Origin of the sequence: Nostoc sp. NMS8, assembly GCF_017115045.1 — a bacterium.
Lineage (GTDB): Bacteria > Cyanobacteriota > Cyanobacteriia > Cyanobacteriales > Nostocaceae > Nostoc.
The window spans coordinates 133415-150500 of sequence record NZ_JABXKK010000106.1; the positions used below are offsets into that span (position 1 = coordinate 133415).

The 17086-nt window shown below is 42.7% G+C and carries 13 protein-coding genes and 2 pseudogenes; 6 read left to right on the forward strand and 9 right to left on the reverse strand.

The window, feature by feature from the left end; translation table 11 throughout:
• Positions 1-18 precede the first annotated feature (18 nt).
• Together HWQ39_RS28525 and HWQ39_RS28530 are read left to right on the forward strand one after the other, a co-directional pair.
• Positions 19-348 carry a DUF433 domain-containing protein gene (locus tag HWQ39_RS28525; protein WP_292852928.1) on the forward strand — a complete coding sequence of 110 codons (330 nt, stop codon included), beginning with the start codon at positions 19-21 and terminating at the stop codon, positions 346-348.
• Positions 348-707, forward strand: coding sequence for a DUF5615 family PIN-like protein (locus HWQ39_RS28530; protein WP_292852931.1), 360 nt, complete (start codon positions 348-350; stop codon positions 705-707). Before HWQ39_RS28525 ends, HWQ39_RS28530 begins: the two co-directional genes overlap by 1 nt.
• Before the next feature lie 379 nt (positions 708-1086).
• Here HWQ39_RS28530 and HWQ39_RS28535 read toward each other — a convergent pair whose 3' ends face one another.
• The 4 genes and pseudogenes from HWQ39_RS28535 to HWQ39_RS28555 all read right to left on the reverse strand — a co-directional run bounded on the left by HWQ39_RS28535 (position 1087) and on the right by HWQ39_RS28555 (position 5415).
• Positions 1087-1407: a hypothetical protein gene (locus HWQ39_RS28535; protein WP_292852934.1), complete on the reverse strand. Its 321-nt coding sequence runs from the start codon at positions 1405-1407 to the stop codon at positions 1087-1089.
• Positions 1361-3934, reverse strand: a pseudogene (locus tag HWQ39_RS28545) (tetratricopeptide repeat protein). The gene HWQ39_RS28535 and the pseudogene HWQ39_RS28545 overlap by 47 nt, the downstream one beginning before the upstream one ends.
• A gap of 75 nt (positions 3935-4009) precedes the next feature.
• Positions 4010-4456 carry a hypothetical protein gene (locus tag HWQ39_RS28550; protein ID WP_292852940.1) on the reverse strand — a complete coding sequence of 149 codons (447 nt, stop codon included), beginning with the start codon at positions 4454-4456 and terminating at the stop codon, positions 4010-4012.
• A gap of 278 nt (positions 4457-4734) precedes the next feature.
• A complete protein-coding gene (locus tag HWQ39_RS28555) occupies positions 4735-5415 on the reverse strand; it encodes a glutathione S-transferase family protein (RefSeq protein ID WP_292852943.1) in 681 nt (226 codons plus the stop codon).
• 340 nt (positions 5416-5755) lie between these two features.
• Between HWQ39_RS28555 and HWQ39_RS28560 the strand changes: the two genes are divergently transcribed.
• Positions 5756-7309, forward strand: a complete 1554-nt coding sequence (locus tag HWQ39_RS28560; RefSeq protein WP_292852946.1) for a cation:proton antiporter — start codon at positions 5756-5758, stop codon at positions 7307-7309.
• Positions 7310-7487: 178 nt separating this feature from the next.
• On the opposite strand, the gene HWQ39_RS28565 is transcribed toward HWQ39_RS28560, so the two are convergent.
• From HWQ39_RS28565 to infC, 4 genes are all read right to left on the reverse strand, one after another.
• On the reverse strand, positions 7488-8042 hold the full coding sequence (locus tag HWQ39_RS28565) for a DUF3124 domain-containing protein (protein ID WP_292852949.1): 555 nt from the start codon (positions 8040-8042) through the stop codon (positions 7488-7490).
• A 76-nt stretch (positions 8043-8118) separates the two neighbouring features.
• Positions 8119-8796: a TrkA family potassium uptake protein gene (locus HWQ39_RS28570; RefSeq protein ID WP_292852952.1), complete on the reverse strand. Its 678-nt coding sequence runs from the start codon at positions 8794-8796 to the stop codon at positions 8119-8121.
• Between the two features lie 546 nt (positions 8797-9342).
• Positions 9343-12375 (reverse strand): MFS transporter, encoded by a 3033-nt coding sequence (locus HWQ39_RS28575; protein WP_292852955.1) that lies wholly within the window; start codon positions 12373-12375, stop codon positions 9343-9345.
• A gap of 535 nt (positions 12376-12910) precedes the next feature.
• Positions 12911-13444, reverse strand: a complete 534-nt coding sequence (infC, locus tag HWQ39_RS28580; protein ID WP_292852958.1) for a translation initiation factor IF-3 — start codon at positions 13442-13444, stop codon at positions 12911-12913.
• Positions 13445-14052: 608 nt separating this feature from the next.
• On the opposite strand from infC, the gene HWQ39_RS28585 reads away from it, so the two are divergent.
• Together HWQ39_RS28585 and HWQ39_RS28590 are read left to right on the forward strand one after the other, a co-directional pair.
• Entirely contained in the window at positions 14053-14733 is a 681-nt protein-coding gene (locus tag HWQ39_RS28585) for a HEAT repeat domain-containing protein (protein WP_292852961.1), read from the forward strand.
• A 75-nt stretch (positions 14734-14808) separates the two neighbouring features.
• Complete coding sequence (locus HWQ39_RS28590; RefSeq protein WP_292852965.1) at positions 14809-15375, forward strand: phycobiliprotein lyase; 567 nt, start codon at positions 14809-14811, stop codon at positions 15373-15375.
• Between the two features lie 73 nt (positions 15376-15448).
• Here HWQ39_RS28590 and HWQ39_RS28595 read toward each other — a convergent pair.
• Positions 15449-16072: pseudogene (locus HWQ39_RS28595) on the reverse strand (Uma2 family endonuclease).
• Positions 16073-16259: 187 nt separating this feature from the next.
• Here HWQ39_RS28595 and HWQ39_RS28600 point away from each other — a divergent pair.
• The coding region (locus HWQ39_RS28600) for an MASE1 domain-containing protein (protein ID WP_292852968.1) at positions 16260-17086 on the forward strand (827 nt) is incomplete at its 3' end.

Below are 17086 nucleotides of genomic sequence, written 5' to 3' on the forward strand. Positions count from 1 at the left end.
TCCATTTGGGTTAGCTCAATGCAACTAGAAGATTATTTTGACTTTTTATCAGCCGATGATATTCGCCTAAAAGGACACCGTATCGGCATCGATAATGTACTTGATTATTACTTGGAAGGATATACGCCGGAAGAAATTGCTGCTAATCTACCTAGTTTGAGTTTGGAGCAAATTCACGCTACTATTACTTACTATCTGCATAATCGTGCTGATATCGAAGCTTATCTGTCGCGTCTGGTAACATGGCGTGAGCAACATTATCAAGAATCAGTTGCAAATCCTTCACTTTTGCTACAGCGCCTCAGAATCTTAAAAGCTCAAAGAAATAAACATCAGGTAAGTGCTTGATGAAAGTTCGTTTTTTGCTTGATGAAAATTTGTCACCACGTTTAAAAGTAGCTGTTCTTCGTCTTAATCCGGCGATAGATATTTTGCGTGTAGGTGAAAGTAATGCACCAACATTAGGAACTTTAGACCCTGATGTGTTGGGTTATCTGCAATTATCTCAACGGCTTTTAGTTACAGAGAACCGTGCTAGTATGCCGGCTCATTTAGAAGCACATTGGGCAGAAGGTGGGCATATTTGGGGCTTATTCTGGTTGCGTCCTAGAATACCAATAGGACAATTAGCACAAGAAATATTGCTGGTTTGGGAGACTACTGAGGCGGAAGAATGGATAGATCAGTTGGAATGGATTCCTTTTTAAGCGATCACTTGCAATTTACACTTCTTTTCTAGAGCAATTGCCAGCTTGCGGCTCAATGATATACCAAAATGAATGCGTGAATTACTTAAATGAGTAAGCAAACTGGGGTTTGAGAAAGTAAAAGCTCATTTTACTTGCGGAAAACACCAAAATGAGTAAGCAAACTGGAGTTTGAGTAAGCAAAAGCTTATTTTGAGTAAGTAAAATGGCATTTGGAGTAAGTAATCAGATATTTTTACTTAGTTCAATATGAATTTTAGTTCAGGCAATACCTTCGGTGAGCTTCGCTAACGCACTTTTCAGTTTTATCACGGTACGCTTTGCAGAAAACTAGCTTATTCTGGATTTGGGGGGAGGCGATGCCTACGACGGGCTACGCCTACGCCTTTACAACACCATCATTCCACCTCAGAACAAGAACATTTTCACTTAAAACAGAAATATTCTTACTTGGAACAAGAACATTTTCACTTGAAACAGAAACGTTTTCATTTGGAACAAAAATATTTTCACTTGAAACAAGAACGTTGTCGTTTAGAACAAAAACATTCTCATTTGAAACAGAAACGTTCTCACTAAAAACAGGAATGTTCTCGTTTAGAACGCGGAACTTGCAGATAAAAGCTTGATTGATGGAGTTGGGAACATGAATTTTACTGTGGTGGGGAAAGGCGATCGCGAAGATTTGCCAAATTTTCACGACACTTAACAGCATAAGGATGATTTACCTCTAATCGTTCCTCAAAAATCTCCAAAGCTTGCAAATACAACGGTTCAGCTTCGGTGTAACGTCCTTGTAAGTAGTAGAGTTTTGCCATATTGTTGAGGCTACAGGCTACATCTCGATGTTTTTCTCCCAGCAGTTGACGCTAGAGTGCCAAAGCTTGGATTAAAAGAGGTTCAGCTTCGCTGTATCTGCCTTGGGAAAGGTAGAGTATCGCTAGATTGTTGATGCTTTGTGCGATATCTGGATGTTCTTCTCCCAGCAGTTGACGCCTGAGTACCAAAGCTTGGATGTAAAGGGGTTCGGCTTCGCTGTATCTGCCTTGAGAGTCGTAGAATGCCGCTAGGTTGTTGAGGCTAGCGGCGATATCTGGATGTTTTTCTCCCAGCAGTTGACGGCAGAGTGCCAAAGCTTGGATGTAAAGGGGTTCGGCTTCGCTGTATCTAGCTTGGGAGTCGTAGAGTACCGCTAGGTTGTTGAGGCTAGTGGCGACATCTAGATGTTCTTCTCCCAGCCGTTGACGCCAGAGTGCCAAAGCTTGGATTAAAAGGGGTTCGGCTTCGCTGTATCTACCTTGAGCTTGGTATAAATATGCTAGGTTGTTGATGCTAGTGGCGACATGTGGATGTTCTTCTCCCAGCAGTTTGCACCTGAGTGCCAATGCTTGGATTAAAAGGGGTTCGGCTTCGCTATATCTGCCTTGGGAGTAGTATAGTAACGCTAGGTTGTTGAGATTAAGTACGACAGATGGATGTTCTTCTCCCAGTAGCTTGCGCCGGAGTGCTAAAGCTTGTGTGTAAAGACGTTCGGCTTCGCTATATCTGCCTTGGGAGTAGTATAGTAACGCTAGGTTGTTGAAGTTAAGTGCGACAGATGGATGTTCTTCTCCCAGTAGCTTGCGCCGGAGTGCTAAAGCTTGTATGTAAAGGGGTTCGGCTTCGCTGTATCTGCCTTGAGATACGTAAAGTGCCGCTAGATTGTTGAGGCTAACGGCAACATCTGGATGTTCTTCTCTCAGCAGTTTGCGGTAGAGTGCTAAAGCTTGTGTGTAAAGGGGTTCGGCTTCGTTGTATCTGCCTTGAGATTTGTAGAGTCCTGCTAGGTTGTTGATGCTTTGTGCGATATCTGGATGTTCTTCTTCCAGTAGTTGACGCCTGAGTGCCAATGCTTGAATAAAAAGGGGTTCAGCTTCGCTGTATCTGCCTTGGGAGTAGTAGAGTCCCGCTAGGTTGTTAAGGCTTTCTGCAACAAATGGGTGTTCCTCTCCTAAACATTTTTTGGTAACTTCTAGACACTGCTTATACCAAGGTAAAGCTTGGTTATACAACCCTTGACCATCGTAAAATCGAGCGTTACCGATGAATGGCGAAATTAAATCTTCATCGCTGACGTATTGAATGAGATGATTCGCTATTTCACCTATATGAGGTATGGCGGGGGAAACAGCAGTGATTTGCTCAAGGGTGGGTGTTTGAGGAATATCTTTAGCGATCGCTACCATCACTTGACAAAGCGATCGCTTTAATTCCTCTACCTGTTCTAAATCTGTAAGCTTATCTTGAAAAAACTCCCTTAGCAATGGATGCAGTTGATAGATTTTCTCACCCTTATATTGGAGTAGATGTAACTGTAACAAATCACGTCTGGCTTTTTTCCAATCTTGAGCCTCATCTGCTATTGTTATAGCTTCCACCAGTTTCCAAGGAATCGGAGCTAGGGCAAATAAACTCAGAAGACAGCCTAAAAGTTGGGCATTTTTTCGCAAACGTCGCCAACTCAACTCAAAAGCAGCAGCCACACCCAATTTAGCAGTCATTTCTGGTCGAGTTTCGTCTAAAGATTCATTCCTCAGACGCTCATTTTCCAGATATTGCAGCATTTCTACTAAAGATAGCTCCTCATCACCTAACAAATAACGCCCGACTAATTCCAAACCCAAGGGCAAATATCCCAGCCACTTACAAAGTTTTTCAGCAACTAAGTATTCGCGTCGCAGTCGTTCCCTACCAATTATGGATTCCAATAACTGCATTGCCGCTAATGAAGTCAGCACATCTAAATCTAATCGCACTATTGGCGGCTGTAATTTTTCCCGTGTGGTAATCAACACTTTAAATCGAGAAGATGGCGGAGGTAGGTAAGGCTTAACTTGTTGATATTCTCCAACATCGTCTAATACTAGCAGCACATTACCCTTGCGCCACTGCTGCCAGCAGTATTCCACTTGACTGGGTAAGTCTCCATCCAGATATTGTGGTAGGTTTAAGTGAAGGTGAGTTCTGGCAAACTGCACAACTTGATTACCCACATCTCCAGCCTTTGCCAGCAACCAGCAAATTCCACCCTTGTAGGTTTCACGGTGAGCCATTGCATATTGTAGGGCCAATTCTGTTTTACCCAGTCCACCCATGCCAGCGATCGCCGCAATTACCACCTGATTATTTTCCTGCAACATCTCATGCAGGTTTTGCAATTCCGCTTCACGTCCAACAAACTCTACCACCCCACTCAGAGGTAAATTTTGCGGTGTTTCTGTAGAGGGATTTAACTTTACCTGTTCCCGTTCAGGCGACTGTAGTCAGTTGTAAGTGTTGTGCTGTTGCTCAATTATTACTTGTTGGGCAATTGTTGATCCTTTCTCTACTTTGATCTGATCTGCTAATTTAGCAAAGTTGTTGACAACTGCTGGTTGCGACTCAATTTGTTTTGCTAATTTTTGAATTTCCTCAGCACTCCCAGATTGGTCATTGTTGGTTGCTGCTTCCACTTCTCGCACAGATTGAGCAATTTCGGTATCTGCGTCTGCTGCTGCTTTCAACTCCAGTACTGCTTTGCCATAATCTAACGGCTGCTGTGTTCCATCCGCTAGCAAAGGTAATTTATTCTTATTATTTAGCTGTTCGATTAACTTACGACTTTTGTCTAATGCAGCTTCCCCAAGCTTTTCGCCAGTTTTTTCTAGGGCTTTAGTTAAAACTATAGTAGCGATCGCTGTTGCAACTGCGGTCAATGTTACAGGTTCCATAATAATGAAATAGTTGATTGCACTAGGATATACAAATATAGTTCTGTCTATTTCGGAAATATATCATACATAATTAAACCCATATCCCGCCTTGCAATCAATTGCAAAGCTAATGGCCCAATCCACTCCAGTGGAATTAAAATCCTTACTGTTCTGTTCAGACAAGAGACGCGATGAATCGCCGTCTCTACAATGATTTATCGGATCTTTGCGCTCCACAATTTTCATCAAAAAACCTTAACCGAACCGTATTGAGTCTGGAAAAGCAACCCGCAAAATTACGATTGGATGCGTTCAAACCAATCTTTAACATGAGAATATGATAATATCCGCTCTTTGAGCGGACTAGTGCGAAGTATCTCATCTATTTGTGCAGCGACAGCTAAATCCGCTATGCTCTGATGGCTTCCCACTAACCAATCTTGCTGACTGAGGATAGTATCAAGGTTGCCGAGATGGTTGAAAAACTTTTTTTCAACGCGGTTCTTGTCGATGCGACCAATTCCTTGAGCATTCAATTGCTTTTCGTAGGTGTAGCGAGCCAGAGGAGCAAAAATTACTTGCTCAAACTTTGATCGTCCTTTACATAGTAAGCTGGTCGCTAGCTGGAGAGCATCTGGATAGCGGAAGCGAAAATATACTTCAAACCAGTACAATGATTCATCTGCCCAGTCTTCCCACAAATAGGCTTGTGCTAAATCTTTACTATCTGCTGGGTAAAGTGGATGTTCTGGATGTCGGGCTTCCAAAAATTCTGCAATTTCCGAGCTGTCTTGAATCTTCTCACCATCGTATTCAATCACGGGAAGCTTGCCCACAGATGACAATCGGGAAGCTGCCACCGCCAACAGACCGTTATAGTTGACAACAGAATAAGCGAGATGCTTGTGCTTAAGAATCTTACGAACCTTGTTACAAAAGGGAGAAACTTCCCATTGATGTAGGATGATTTTTGGCATCGCGCTCACCGATATTTTTGAATGTCGATAGACTGGGGAAGGTGGGGCCCCCTCTGGGGATAAGGGGTAATGGGGATTGGGAAGTCTTAAAAAAGATTAAGGCGATCGCTGTTTGATGTTAATACTGAGGGTTAGAGGAAAGATTGTCTAGAGTTATCTACAAATTTTTATATTAGCAGTAGCGATCGCCCTTACTCTCGGTTAACTGCTGGGATTGCACAGCTACGTTAGCGAGGTACTGCCCCATTCAGTTCCGAATCCACATCCTAAAGTTGCTAATTTGGCATGAATGAGGGGAGAATCTATCAGTCAAGTCAAATTAATTTTCCAAAACGTAATAGTGGATGTTACAGAATTAGTCAAAGTTTTAATTATTCTCTTACTTGTTGCTACAGGTGTAGCTATGCTCTCCCGGCGGCTGCGAATCCCTTATGTTACGGGTTTAGTATTAGCAGGTTTGCCAATTACTGAGCTATTATCTCGTCGGATTGGTTTAAGTCCAACCCTAGTTTTGGATCTTTTCCTGCCAATTCTCATCTTTGAAGCTGGTATTAATACTGATGTCAGCCGCCTACGCAGCACCTTTAAACCAATTGCCCTACTAGCTGGGCCTGGGGCTTTGCTTTCCAGTGGTATTATTGCTGTCCTGTTAAAATTTGGGCTGGGACTGGATTGGATACCTGCGTTGTTTGTCGGAGTAATGCTGGCAAACACTGATACAGTTTCCATGATTGCCGTCTTTAAGGATATACCAGTACCTTCGCGCCTTTCCACCATCGTTGAAGGAGAAACTTTATTTAACGATGCTGCTGCCCTAGTTTCCTTCAACCTGGTTGTGCAAGTATATTCAACAGGCTCACTCACATTTGTAGAGGGAATCCAAAAACTGCTATTTATCTCTCTAGGAGGGTGCGTTGTCGGGTTAGTTTTAGGCTACTTGAGTATACCTATATTCGCCCGTTTAGATGATGCTCTTAGCAGTCTTTTACTGACAGTCGCAGTTGCATTAGGAACTTTTCAGGCTGGGCAATTTCTTGGTGTATCAGGCCCCGTGGCTGTAGTTGTCGCTGGATTAATTTTCGGGAATCTAGGACTTTCTCGCAATACTTCTGCTTCTAGCCGCATCACCTTGTTGAGTTTCTGGGAATATGCCAGTTTTACTGTCAACACCTTTATTTTTCTGTTGATTGGTGTAGAAATAAACTTGGTAACGCTCTGGAAAACTTTACCTGCAATTCTACTTGCAGTTTTGGCTTATCAAGTCGGGCGAGTTCTTACGGTGTATCCGTTGCTAGCAGGGATTCATTGGATTGACCGCCCAATTCCGCTACGCTGGCAACATTTACTATTTTTAGGCAACATCAAAGGTTCACTGTCAATGGCTCTGGCGTTGAGCTTACCTACAACACTGCCAGGGCGAGAAGTTTTGATAGCTATAGTCTTCGGTTGTGTGCTAGTGTCCTTAGTGGGACAGGGTTTAAGTTTACCTTGGGTGGTAAAACGCTTAAAGTTAACTAAATTTTCGGAAATTCAACAACAGGTTGAAGAATTACAAGCCCAGTTGATCACGGGTAAGGCAGCACAAGATGAATTAGATAGTCTGTTGAAATCAGGGGTGTTACCAAAAGCCGTTTATGAAGAGATGCGTTCAGCTTACCAGGTGCGAATTGCCGGTGCAGAAAAGACGCTACGGGAACTATATAATCGTCGTCCTGACGAGGTGGAAGGTAGAAGTGGCAAGAGCAGTAAGCTTGAAGCCATTCGCCGACGTTTACTCTTGGCAGAAAAAGGAGCGCTTAATGAGGCAATGCGGAAGCGAATTCTCTCAGAAGAAATTGTGCGCGGGCGGATACAAACTCTTGATGAACAATTGTTGAAACTAGAGGATGATTAATATTGGGGCATTGTGCATTGAAAAGAGGCAGAGGGGCGGGGGGCGGAGGGGAAAACTCTTCTCCCTTGCTCCTGCTCCCTTGCTTTTTCCCATCAGATATTGAGTCAGAGACTCAATGAATGCATTCCCATGCTCCGCATGGGAATGAGGAATAGAAACGAGAAAACTTGATTACGAATTATTTTAAAGGCGATCGCTTCTCGTTATTTTGACTTTTAATTACCCTACCAGGACTGATAAAAGAAATTCCTTGTTGAAAGTCAGTACCAATCATGACTGCCTCCACTATCGGTTCAGATATTTCTGTTTGGGCTACCCACTCGACAATAAAGTTTGCGCCTAAACCTCCACTGGTATCATTTCTATTGATAAAAAAATCTGTCGAAGCTAGCGCATCAAGTTGAATAGGGCGCTCCAAATATTGTTTAACTAATTTACCTTCTGAGTTATAGTAGCGCACAGAAGTAATAACAATCGGCTTAGTTAAATCTGTATTCCGAATACTCAGCGTAACTGCTAACTCGAAAATCTCCTGCCGATTGTGATGATAGATATGAGAGTAGACCGGAACATAAACAGTTTGACCGCTTACTATCTTAAAATTCTTATCCAGCGTCACTGTTTTTTGCAATGGGGTTGCTGGAATGGCATTGGGTTGTGACTTAGGTGTTGATTCACAAGATGCAAGAATCATAACAGCGATCGCTAAATAAATATGTAGATACTGCTTCATCAAAACTATTTACACCAATTATTTTATATATATGTAGCTAACCCCACCTAATAAAGATTTTAGGTAGGGGTTGCGCTCAACATCTTTGTTCAATAAAATCAATAACTTGATGTAAACTTCCTGGTTTAGTCACAATCAGCACAGTTGAATGAGGTTCCAGTATTGTACTGCCGTTAGGAATCATCAAATCTTCGTGAGGATGGGATTGATAGCCAATAATTAGCGAACCAGTAGGAAATTGGGAATCCTGAGCAATTTCGGCAACGCTACGACCAGCAACATAGCAATTGTTTGGGATAGAAAGTTTCAGAACCTCAATCTGTCCCTGCTCAAAATGCATCATTGATTCCACTTGCGGATACTCAATGGCATTTACCATTGTTGAAACTGATAATTCAACAGTACTGACGATATGATTGGCTCCAGCTATCCGAAGCGGTTCGGCAAAATCGGGGTGGCGCATCCGACTCAAAATATGGGTGACACCGTAGTGTTTCGCAAGAGTTACCATTGCCAAGTTTAAGGCATCACTTCTCAGAACTGCTGCCAAGGAACCGGCTTTGCGAATCCCCGCTTCTAACAATACTTCTGTACTCACAGCACTGCCTTCAAAAGCCATTGCTCCCACTTGTTCGCGGGCGTAGCGGCAAGCGATAGGATCAATATCAATTACAGCAACAGTATGTCCTAGCTCTACCAGCTTTTGCGCCAAACTTAAGCCCACTAAGCCTGCTCCACCAATTAGTACGTACATGAATATTCTTAATACTCCTTCACTTCACTCTTTAGGCTAACAAGGAATGAAGCTATAGCTTTTAAGCTTACCCGCGCTAAAGCGACGGGGATTCCCGAAGAGTCCACAAAAGAACCTTCTTAGACGTAGGTTGGGTGGAGCGGAGCGCAAGCCAACAGATATCAGGATGTTGGCTTTGGCAAAGGCTTCAACGCCACTTGCTACAACGCGGAGAACCCGCGCAACGCAGTGCATTGGTGTCAACTTAAGCTAAAAATGGCTTATCTGTTAGCTTCCTTACCCGCCTTGAAATAAATTTCTTTGGCTTTTAGCTAAAGTCTACTTCAGTAGACTGGAGATTTTTGGCGATATTTAGTCATCTTCAGATGACTTTAGCTATAAGGCGGGAATTGAAATTCCCGGCGGACGAGCGGTTTCACGTTAAGTTGACACCAATGAACGCGGTGGCTGGCTCCCCAATTTACAATTTTTTTGCTTACCAATGCTCTATGCTCAATGACTGTTATCTTTATTCTTTAACTATTCTGGCTCCTGAATTCTGAATTCTTAGTTTCTCTGATTATCCAGTCCTTTAAAATTGTAATTTTTGAATTGGTATTTTTCAAGCAACTCTTTAACTTGAGTGGCTACCAAAGGATGTGTATCTTTCTGTAACTGGGGGAGGATTTGTAGGAGAACGCGATGTGAAACCATATTTAAGTATGCGATCGCAGCTTCTCTAACAAAGCCAGTTGGGTGACGCAAACTGACTAATATTTCAGAACTGGTGAGTCGGATGCGTGTAACTTGAGCATAATGAAAACAGCAAGCTATACACCAGTCAGAAAGGAAGTTACCCAACATCAGCAATCTGTGGAGGCGATCGCTAACTACCATATTCTCATATTCGACAACCTTGGCTTCTATCAGATGTTGCAATTTTTCTGACTGGGGTCGGTTATCTAAAATATTCAGCAATAAAGACTTTGAAGACAAAGTTACCGTATGCTCTAAGATTTCTAACCCCCGCGCTAAGTTTACCACTGAGGGCGATCGCAGATTGAAAGATGCTGCCTGCATCTTTTCTGGCGAGTAAAGCAGTTTCAATAACAGTAGCACCCGCTCTTTGACATCCAATTCCAATTCTAAAAGGGCGCGTTGCAGTAACTCAGAGACAATCACAATCCTCTCACCAGATTGATAATTTTCTTTTTGGTCTACTGTTTGGAAGTCAATGTATGCGGCGTAAATTTCACCTAAAAATTTTAATTCCTGCTTAATTAAATTTTCTACCCGACTTTCATAAAATCGATCTACTAAACCTTTAATTCCTGGTTGTTTGTGTATTTTTAGTAAGCTGCGAAGAATATGATCTCTCGTAGTACCCCAGGATGTCTCCAAGTTTTCCCATAAAGTATCCAAAGCTTCTTGAGTGCCGACTTGAGCAATGGTGCGCCAAGCATACATCCGCACTACTTCTGGTTTGTAAATATTTGTAGCTAACCGCAGCAACATTTCTAAAGCTTCATTTTCTAGTCGCGTTAAGGCTGACATTGCTGTACTGCGGGTTGATTTGTAATAAAGTGCTGCAATCAGTGCCGAATAGTACTCTTCTAAATGGGTTGCTGCAATCATTTCCAAGACAGCACAACGCACCCGTAATGATTCATCTTGTAATAAATTCGGGATGTGAATCCGCAACGCTTGTAAATAAACTGCTTCTCTCAGCGCTCTAACTCCATTTATCCGTTCGCGTTCTTGCTTATGAGTCAGCATCCGGCGCATGGTTTGGGTAGCAACTACCTTTTGCATAGCCGTTCCCTGGCGTAAGACTAAAGCGGCGGCGGTGGCGCGGATGAGTGAGTTTTGCCGGGGGTTCAGGTATTCTTCTAAGAGGCCTAAATTGGGATTTGGTTCAGCCAACCAAACGTAGCGTAGCGCTAAAGCAAAAACTTCGGGGCTAGTTTCTTGAGTTTGTTCTAATAAAGGACGAATGTCGGCCAAATAAGCCGGATTTGCACCTCCCATCAGCATCACCTCCAAACTTTGGCGTTGCAAATCTGGGGTTAACTTGACTAGTAGAGGTGCTAAAATTTCGGCAGATCCAAGGGAATCCATTTGGGCTAAAAGTTCAATGCAAGAGCGTTTATCAGCCTCGCTGCCTTTTTCTGCCAAAGCTTTGATTACTCCCTGCTTGAAGAATCGTAAGCCCATATTGGTTGCACTTAAGTGACCCCGCGCCACACTCAAGACTAACAGTTCAACGTAGCGCGATCGCAATTCCCAAACTACTGTTAAACAAGTGCCAGTAATCAGCATTGTTTCTGCAACCAACACCCATTTTTGCAGTGATACGGGTACAAACCGTCCACAAAATAATAGAGTTGCAAAAATTAGCGCACCTGTCAAACCTGTGGCGATCGCTTCAGCGGTTCCACCAGATAAAGTCTGCATCCGGCTGCGTATTCCCTCTGGAATCGGTTGGTACAGGATGGGGCCACTACTCATCACAAAGGTGTAGCGCAGAAGTTCATCAAAGAATTTAACAATTACTAAACCCCAAAAAAAGCTTTGCGATTGGATGGCTGGAATTAAATGCAGCAATATCAGCACACCAGGTAGTGACAAACCAACGGTAATTGGTAAAAGCGTAGCAGTGAAAAATACCCCCATTCGTTCGATGAGTCGGCTAGAAATAAACCACTGCAACAACAACTCACACAGTCCCAACGTCCCACCAAACAAACCCAAGAAACTGGCGAGTTCTCGGTCGTCCAAATTGGATTGGAGTTCGCGCAAATACTGAAAGTCTATTAACAACCCAATGACTTGCAACAGACCAACAAAGGCAAACAACTGCCAAACATACCGTTTCAGTGGACTTTTAATGAAACGCTGACGTGAAGCTTGTTCTTCAGGAATTAGTCTTTGTGGGGTTTCAGGAAAAGCTGCTCGATAGTGATGAGTTAAATAGTATAAAATCCCCGATCCGAATAAAATCACTATACAGGAGATGAGGACAATCCTATTTAGCGTGGTGTATTGTACTAGCCAAGGCAAACTAAAGCCACTGATTACATCTGCGACCAACAGACCACTACTCACCAATGGATAAGTACGCTTAATCTCCCGAATGTTAAATAGTTGGTTGGCGACAATAGAGATGTTGAGGTCGTTAACTACATAAAGTGCATCTACCCACAGCCGCAGCAGAAATACCGAAATAATTGCCAGGTAGGAAAAATGAGATCCCCAACGTAATACAATTAGTAAAACTAATGGCACTAACATGCAGGGTGCGATCGCCACAATCACCCGACGTAAGGGAAACATCTTTTGCAGACAAGAGTATAAAAAAACTAGTCCAGCACTCATCACGGCACTAGCAATATACATCCACGGCAGTAGATGAGTCCCATATTCATCCAAAAACAGCGCCACAGTACTGTCCTCTGCCCACCGTAATCCTACACATACGGTTGTGTAAAAAAGAAACATTAGCTGAGTTCGTTCGCTCTCCTCTGGCCGGAGATTCACCCACTGTAGTAATCGTGTTAGAACACTTTTATTTGCAGCCAACCAGTAATTTTTCAGTTCCATGCAGTTTTTAGTTTCTGGTAGTATCACCGTTTCAGGAGGCAGAATAGCGCAGCGTAGGGGCAGGAGTCTTTGAATTTTGTTAGCGCAGCGTTAGCGAGTCTGCGAGCGTCATTTTGAATTGATTTCTACCCCATCTCCTGGAAATAGCAAAAGTCCTGAGCGACTGAGTATTATGTTTCCCACTCAGCCTTCAGGACTATCGATTTGAGATAAATTTAAATTGTTTTAGCTCCCTTTATACTGCGTAGGTTTTACCTAAAAAAGCACTCCGGGGTAGGTTGGGTTGAAGAATGAAACCCAATACGGTTCGGTTAAGGTTTTTTGATGAAAATTTTAGAGCGCTAAAGATGCGATAAATCGCCGTCAAGAGACTTCAAAATCAAAAAATATCAATTACTCTTGTGGGGCGGGCAAGATGCCCACCTCACAATATTGGATCATTTATTTCTTGGAGTTCCCCAAACAGAAAATGACAAAATCCCTTGACTCTATAGCCAGGGGATTTCCAAACTTGGTCTATTAAACAGTTAGAAAATTATTTTTTGGGCGAGATGAGCATCATCATGTTTCGCCCTTCTTTTTTTGGCACTTGTTGAAGTTCACCAAAAGGCTCCAAATCAGTTGCCATTCGCTTGAGCAAATCTTCTGCTAGATCGCTGTGTTGAATTTCTCGACCCCGGAACATCACAGTCGCTTTGACTTTATCACCATCTTTCAAAAAGCGCTCTGCTTGTTTAACACGCACATTGTAGTCGTGTTCTTCTATTTTGTAGCGCATCTTAACTTCTTTGACATCAGCGGTGTGTTGCTTTTTCCGGGCTTCCCGTGCCTTTTTTTCCTGCTCAAACTTGTATTTGCCATAGTCCATAATCCGACAAACTGGCGGGTCAGCTTTATCGCTGATTAGCACTAAATCTAACTCTTTTTCTTCGGCTAGACGTATTGCTTCCTGTGGGGGCATAATTCCCAACTGGGCACCGTCAGTGTCAATGACCCGAATTTTTGGGAAGCGAATTCGTTCATTAATCTGGGGCAGATCGCGAGTTCTTTTCTTCTCAATCACAGACATTATGATTTGTGGGAGTCTTAATGAAGGATTTAGTGTGGTCTATATTCGTATGCCTCAGAGGCAAAATACAGAAGTAACTCAAGACTGAAAACGTAGTCTACAGTTCTAGGGTAACTAATCCGTAAAAGACTTGCCTCGTTGTATTTGTCATTCTACTCACTCTGAGATAATTTCTCTGCGAGAGTTAATCTAAATTACACAACCTAGACTATGTTAAATATTATTACAATTATTTAGAAATATTTTTTGCGATGTCTACGATGGGCTACGCCTACGCAGTAACAATTAGCTTGGTGGATTAACGCCTTTGTTAGGCAGTTTCAACTAATTTTGCCAGATGCGATCGCCTCATCCAATGCTTGGGTGATATGGTCAAGTCGTGGGTACTGAGAAGAAATTTTTTTAAGATTTACTTTGGGTCTGAATCCTCATTCAAATCTTCCCAATACCTAGTCCCCAGTCCCTAGTCCCCAATCCCTAGCCCCCAATCCCCAGTTCACTCATAATTGAGGCATTTTGTAAAGTCGCCAAACTCCTACTTAACTAGGCGACAGCCTGATGAACGGATCGGGTAAATTAAGATAAGTAAAGAAAACGCTTTGAACTAAATGGCAGCTCTAAGCTTACAAGAAATTTCTACTCAGTTAGAAAGTCCGAATTTACGCGATCGCATGGTAGCTCTTGCTAATCTGCGTAATGTTCCCCCTGAAGATGCAGTCCCTTTGATTAAAAAGGTACTAGACGACGAATCTTTGCAACTGCGATCGATGGCAATATTTGCCCTTGGAATCAAGCCCACACCAGAATGTTATTCAATTTTGGTAAAAATTCTTGAAAATGATCCAGATTATGGTATGCGTGCAGATGCCGCCGGTGCTTTAGGATATTTGGGTGATGCTAGAGCCTTTGAGGTGCTATCACGGGCATTCTATGAAGATACTGATTGGCTAGTACGCTTCAGTGCGGCTGTTTCTTTAGGTAATATTAAAGACCCTCGTGCCCGTCAAATTCTTCTTCAGGCATTAGATAGTAAAGAAGTAGTGTTGCAGCAAGCTGCAATCTCTGCACTGGGAGAAATTAAAGACATCGAGTCTGTAGATAAGATCCTGCGCTTCGCTCAATCAGATGATTGGTTAGTCAGGCAGCGTTTGGCAGAAGCTTTGGGCAATCTTCCTACTTCCAAAAGTGTCTCAGCTTTAAAATATCTGGAAAAAGACAATCATTTCAACGTTGCTGAGGCAGCCAGAATTGGCCTCAAAAAGCTTGAGGAAATAGGCAATCAAGCTTAATATTAAAACCTCCTGCTACCTTTTAATAATAATTAAGTGGGAATTTTAGCATTTTGATGCAGGGTAATTTCATTCATGAATATTGAAGAGTTTTTTCAGCTAAGTGCTGGTAAATGGTTTTCTCATCGTACTAGTCAACATTTGGCTTTTAACCAATCGGAACATAGCAAGTCAGACATCATCATTGAGACGCTGGCATTAGATCATCCAGAAGCGATCAAACTGTGTCAAAAGTATGAAATTAATCCCAGTTATGCTTCCTCTGCTACCAAAATTACTTGGAACGGCACAACAGAAAAGGATCAAGTGAAACATAGTGGTTCAACTGTGTTAGTTTCCGTACCTAATGCGGATAATCCCACCCAAGGTAAGTTACTGCGAGAAATAGCTGATGCCAATAAAACTCCAGTTGCCGGACGCTATAAAATTGACAGTGACGGTGCTTTGATCCTAAGTACAGAGGATGAAAATATATCGTCAGAGGAACGCTTGTGGTTTGCTAGCCCCAATTTACGAATGCGGGTAAATGTCCTCAAGAGTTTTGGAGGATTTAGTATCACTTCTTTCACTTCTGAAATTCGTATGGGTGGCTTTCCACCAGCCGAGAAGGCTTCAGAAACGGCTAATTCAGTATCTAGTTAGTTTGATGACAACATATTCCCTCCAGAAATGGGGGGAATTAACTAGAGATCGATCAGTATTCGGTAATTAGGAATTACGAATTTAAAGCAGCTTGAAAAATCTGGTTTGGGGTAAGATTCAATTCGGGGAAACTTTCAGAAACAATGCAATCGCTTTCTCGAAATTTACCGATCTGATATTCCCCATCAACTAAATTACAGACAGAGATTGTCGGTTGTTTGGGATTACTGATAAAATTACGCCCACCCAAGGCAGCATAATCGACAATCCAATATTCCGGGATACCCATTTCCTCAGAATCAGCATATTTTAAATAGTAATCGTCTCGCTAGTTAGTTGATACAACCTTAATTACCAAAGGTATCGATGCACCCAAACTAACGGTAGATTATTTTTTCCATAATTTTTCGTTTTCTAGATTTGCACGGTTTAGCACCAACACATCTGGAAAGTAGCCAGAATCTTTTTCAGGAGGTCTAACAATAGCTTGGTTGGATATGAAGTAGGGTAATCCTAGACGTTCGATTTCAACAGCAATTGCAATACCTAAAAATCCTTTTATTTCCTCGTGTTTCCCCACTGGTTGCGCCATTTCAACAACATCTCGGTTATGCAGTTCGTAGCATACTCGTCGATTTTCGGGTAGCCACTCGATGAACTCCTCAAAGGTAACTAGGTTGGGTATGGCTTGAGTCATAGATGATAGACAATTGCTGATGATAGAAATATGATTTCTAATCTAGGAGACTGCGGACAGCTTTTCCACCACGGTTAAGAGAGCCAGTTATTTTTAAACCACTTTTATGGCTGCTTTCTGTTGCAACCTTAAGTGAAAAGGGCACTCTATGTAAAAGCAACGTTGATATCAAGCAGCCACTAAAAAGATGATTCAACAAAAATCCTCTATATTCCCTCATCCGCTATGGCAAATTGGAGGCAGTGTTGTTTTGGCGATCGCCTACTATGGAATGGCTGAAATTTCGCGGCATCTTGCCTCTACACCTCAGAATGTGACTCCAGTTTGGCCGCCGGATGGAATTGCTGCCGGGGCTGTTCTGTTGTTTGGTAGCTGGATCGGGTACGGTGTTTTGCTTGGTTCATTTCTCGCCAACTTCTGGGCATTCCGAGATCCCACAAGTTTCTTATCCTTGGTGATTTCCACGCTGCCAGTTTTGGGAATTGCGATCGGTACAACTCTAGGGACTCTCTTGGGTAGCTTCCTGCTGCGGAAAACTACCAACCTCCACCATCCCTTAGAACGTGTTCCTGATGTATTCAAATTTTTGATCTTAACTGGCATGGTGGGGCCAATGATCAATGCAACTGTGGGAGTGGCTTGCTTGGCGCTGAGTGGTAAAGTTCCCTGGCCAGCTTATGGGACAGTCTGGTTAACCTGGTGGATTTCTAATGTTTCGGGAATTTTTATCGTCACCCCAATTCTGCTTAGTTGGGGACAATTCATTCAAAAAAATCGGCATCCAATCAGGCAATGGTTATTTCTTAATTCAACAGGTTGCACCCAGCAAGTTGGAGAAGAATTAGTTTTCCAGGACTCTTTACTGAGTACTGGATACTGGGAAAGAAATTTTTTTAAGATTTGCTTGAGGTCTGCATCCTCATTACCCAATCCCCATTACCCCTTATCCCCAGAGGGGGCCCCACCTTCCCCAATCCCCATTACCCCTTATCCCCAGAGGGGGCCCCACCTTCC

Bases quoted from the DNA above. Each gene is read 5' to 3' on its own strand.
- HWQ39_RS28590 (WP_292852965.1), top strand. From the start codon at position 14,809: ATGAATATTGAAGAGTTTTTTCAGCTAAGTGCTGGTAAATGGTTTTCT.
- infC (WP_292852958.1), bottom strand. From the start codon at position 13,444: ATGTCTGTGATTGAGAAGAAAAGAACTCGCGATCTGCCCCAGATTAAT.
- HWQ39_RS28585 (WP_292852961.1), top strand. From the start codon at position 14,053: ATGGCAGCTCTAAGCTTACAAGAAATTTCTACTCAGTTAGAAAGTCCG.
- HWQ39_RS28530 (WP_292852931.1), top strand. From the start codon at position 348: ATGAAAGTTCGTTTTTTGCTTGATGAAAATTTGTCACCACGTTTAAAA.
- HWQ39_RS28575 (WP_292852955.1), bottom strand. From the start codon at position 12,375: ATGGAACTGAAAAATTACTGGTTGGCTGCAAATAAAAGTGTTCTAACA.
- HWQ39_RS28550 (WP_292852940.1), bottom strand. From the start codon at position 4,456: ATGGAACCTGTAACATTGACCGCAGTTGCAACAGCGATCGCTACTATA.
- HWQ39_RS28570 (WP_292852952.1), bottom strand. From the start codon at position 8,796: ATGTACGTACTAATTGGTGGAGCAGGCTTAGTGGGCTTAAGTTTGGCG.
- HWQ39_RS28565 (WP_292852949.1), bottom strand. From the start codon at position 8,042: ATGAAGCAGTATCTACATATTTATTTAGCGATCGCTGTTATGATTCTT.
- HWQ39_RS28555 (WP_292852943.1), bottom strand. From the start codon at position 5,415: ATGCCAAAAATCATCCTACATCAATGGGAAGTTTCTCCCTTTTGTAAC.
- HWQ39_RS28525 (WP_292852928.1), top strand. From the start codon at position 19: ATGCAACTAGAAGATTATTTTGACTTTTTATCAGCCGATGATATTCGC.